Below are 3,006 nucleotides of genomic sequence, written 5' to 3'. Positions count from 1 at the left end.
GCCACAAGTAATAAATTTAAATCAAGGTGTGGCTATGTGCGAGACGAAAGGTTAGTGCTTTCTAATCCCCACTCATCATAGCCCAACCGCTATGCCCCGTACCTTATATGAATTGGAAATAAGAAATGGCTGTCTTTAGAGAAGGTAGATTAATGAATAACCCTCAGTCCGAAATTAAAGGTCTGTCCGGCTCCCTCACCAGGACTGCCTAGCCAGAAGTTGGTATATAGTAACTCCCCCTCCAACAGTCCAGGGATAATTTGGTATTTTGCGCCTAGCCCAGCTTGGGAGAAGAAAGAGCTAAAGAATTTGACTCGGTTGGCGTTCATCCCATTTTCGTCCTGAAAATCTTCAACGTGCTTGATCCAAGCTTCCAGCGAGGTGTATAAGGTGAGCCGGGAATTTGGAAAGTAGTTGAAAAACGCGGTAATAGGAGTCTCAATAAAAGGTTGCATACGAAAGGAGTTTCGAGGAAACGACGTCCACACTGATCCCCGAACGAATAGCTGAGTGCTAGAAGACAAGGGAATGTCGTAGAAGGCTTCGTTGATCCATAAGAAGCGATCAAACTCCAGAAACAAGCCCGGATACATGGTATCAGGTGCCCGACTTTCCGTATCACCCGAAACAGGAATCAGAAAGGTACTTTGAAATGACAAGCGCGAAGCATTCTTGAATGGAGCTATTTTAATTTTAGGACCAACTCCCGTGAGGCCAACTCGGTTGCGTTGCCCCTGACCGTCGTTAATGTTAACGTACTTCACCCAAACATCTAACCCAAGCGAATATTTAGGACTGATGCCGTACATAAATTGATTAATTCCCGTAGCAAATGTTTGTCGGCCATCTATCCGTTGATCATCTTTGCGAAGCTGGTCGTCAAAGGCTTTGGTTTGGGTATACACATTGGTGAAGTGCTTGAACTCCCACTGCCCTTTATTCAGTAATACTGAGGGAGTGTACTGTTGCAAATTGGTTTGGGCGAAAGCGGGACTAACCGCGACTATCAGTAGTGCGAGAGCGATGAAACGGAGTAGAGTTTTCATATAACAAGATTCATTTACTCTGAACAGAAGTTAGGTCAGCAGGCGGACAGGAGCCACTATCGTAATAGCTCTAAATCACGAATTAAAATTTTACGTCGGTCGAAGTTGATGATGTTTTTTTCCTTCAACTCATTGAGAATAGTCGTTACCGTTTGCCGCGAGGTTCCGGTGAGGCTAGCAATATCTTGGTGCTTGAGGTGGTTGGGAATCATAGTTTCAAAGCCTACCTTGCGGCCTTTTTCCTGGGCCATATCGCGCAGAAATTCTGTCACCCGAGTGCGGGCATCTTTAGAAATCAGTAGTTCAATGCGCCGCTCCAATTTTTGCATTCGCTTACCTACCAACTTAAATATGCTCAAGCTCAACTCTTGATTATCGGCCATCCGAGCTCGCATATCATCTAGTGTCATTGGGCAAACAATCGTGTCATTATCTAGTACTACTGCAAAATCGCGATGACTGTCTTCTCCGGTCAGGGCCATTTCCCCGAACACTTCACCGGGAGTAAGAATCGTCTTCACAATCTCCTTCCCATCTTCTGAATACATTCCGACCTTTACCCGTCCCTGCTTAACGATATAGACGTACTCTGAAGGCTCACCAATGGTATAAACACTATCATTTTTCTGATACTCCCGGTGCTCAATCTGGTCATCTAACTCCACAATTCTTTGGGGGCAGAAAATATTGACAAAATTCACTTCTTCAAAGAACCAGTAATTTGTTTCGGTATTCATCATATAAATAGTCCGGTTTGTCGGCAGCCTTTCGCGCAATAATGTCGGCTTCTATACAGAATACCGATTTCTACACTTAAGAGTTGCCTACCTCAGCGTATGTTATCGAAATGTAAGCGGGCTGTGAAACTTTTGTGAAATTTACGAAAGAGTAAGCGTACAAATTGTCACTTACTGGTTTAAGAATCTATGAACTGATGAAATTAATCTAAAAACCAACTCGGAATTTATTGAGTTGTAATTTTGTATACTATACTTAATACAATTACACGCTTTAGTCTGTACCGATGTCGCAACAAACACCTTCCAAAAAAATTCTTAACTGGATCTGGACCGGAATCTTTTCTGTATTCTATCCGATTATCATGGTCTTCTCGCTACTGTTCGTCGGGGTGGTTTGGGTGTTCTCTACATTGTCGTGGATGCTTACCTCGCTGGTTCGGAAAATCTTTCCTAATGTTGGAAAGGAAGTTGCTCCCCGGCCAACAGCTTCTCGCTGGCAATCGTTTTTTAAAAGCGATAATTTACGTATTGAGCGGCTGCTAAAGGAGGAAATTATGTTCGGTCCGGCTTATTATAAGTTGCGGGCTATTCCCGACAATGCCGAAGCATTAGCCAAAGACTTTTTCGGCGACTTCAAGTATCCCTGCTTCGATGGAGTGCTGTTGCAGAAATTCAATACCGTAATCCCTAAAGAATTGCCTGACTTTGATTTGGTTTTCTTAAATCTGAAAACTGGGCAGCTAAAGTACGTCGAAACCATTAAATCGTTTAGCTGGAACGTTGAAGAATCGGGGCGAGGCATTGTAGTAAGCTGGCAGGATGGAGAGGAGCAACACGAACTGCGGCTAACGCAGGAGCGGCTGCTACATGCGTAAGTTTGAAGAACTGCGTGATTTTTTAGAAGAACAGTTTGACCGCTACAATCGTCCGGCGTTTATTGAAAGCGATCCGATCAGCATTCCCCATCAGTATCAGAAGAGGCAGGATATTGAAATTAGTGGTTTCATAGCGGCAGTGCTGGCCTGGGGGCAACGCAAAACAATCATCAATAAGTGCCAAGAGTTTTTTTCCTACATGGATAATGCTCCGCACGATTTTATTTTGCATCATCAAGAAGATGATCTCAAGCCTTTTCTCAATTTTAAGCACCGCACGTTTAACGCCACCGATGCTCTTTATTTCATCGCGTTTTTTCGCCATTTTTATCAGCAACATAATTC

4 protein-coding genes are annotated in these 3,006 nt (G+C 43.7%); 2 read left to right on the top strand and 2 right to left on the bottom strand.

From position 1 onward, the window contains the following. Window positions 1-149: 149 nt before the first annotated feature. Complete coding sequence (locus tag WBA23_RS18790; protein ID WP_424583819.1) at window positions 150-1,046, bottom strand: hypothetical protein; 897 nt, start codon at window positions 1,044-1,046, stop codon at window positions 150-152. Between the two features lie 56 nt (window positions 1,047-1,102). After that, a complete protein-coding gene (locus WBA23_RS18785) occupies window positions 1,103-1,786 on the bottom strand; it encodes a Crp/Fnr family transcriptional regulator (RefSeq protein WP_424583818.1) in 684 nt (227 codons plus the stop codon). Window positions 1,787-2,070: 284 nt separating this feature from the next. On the opposite strand from WBA23_RS18785, the gene WBA23_RS18780 reads away from it, so the two are divergent. Together WBA23_RS18780 and WBA23_RS18775 are read left to right on the top strand one after the other, a co-directional pair. After that, complete coding sequence (locus WBA23_RS18780) at window positions 2,071-2,661, top strand: hypothetical protein (RefSeq protein ID WP_424583817.1); 591 nt, start codon at window positions 2,071-2,073, stop codon at window positions 2,659-2,661. Next, window positions 2,654-3,006: DUF2400 family protein (locus tag WBA23_RS18775; protein WP_424583816.1), on the top strand; the 353-nt coding region annotated here is incomplete at its 3' end. The genes WBA23_RS18780 and WBA23_RS18775, both read left to right, overlap by 8 nt.

This window comes from Tunicatimonas sp. (genome assembly GCF_049647865.1).
Taxonomy (GTDB): domain Bacteria; phylum Bacteroidota; class Bacteroidia; order Cytophagales; family Cyclobacteriaceae; genus Tunicatimonas.
The sequence above is the reverse complement of the archived record's forward strand: the minus strand, read 5'-3'. Positions and strand labels throughout refer to the sequence as shown.

Bases quoted from the DNA above. Each gene is read 5' to 3' on its own strand.
- WBA23_RS18785 (WP_424583818.1), bottom strand. From the start codon at position 1,786: ATGATGAATACCGAAACAAATTACTGGTTCTTTGAAGAAGTGAATTTT.
- WBA23_RS18790 (WP_424583819.1), bottom strand. From the start codon at position 1,046: ATGAAAACTCTACTCCGTTTCATCGCTCTCGCACTACTGATAGTCGCG.
- WBA23_RS18780 (WP_424583817.1), top strand. From the start codon at position 2,071: ATGTCGCAACAAACACCTTCCAAAAAAATTCTTAACTGGATCTGGACC.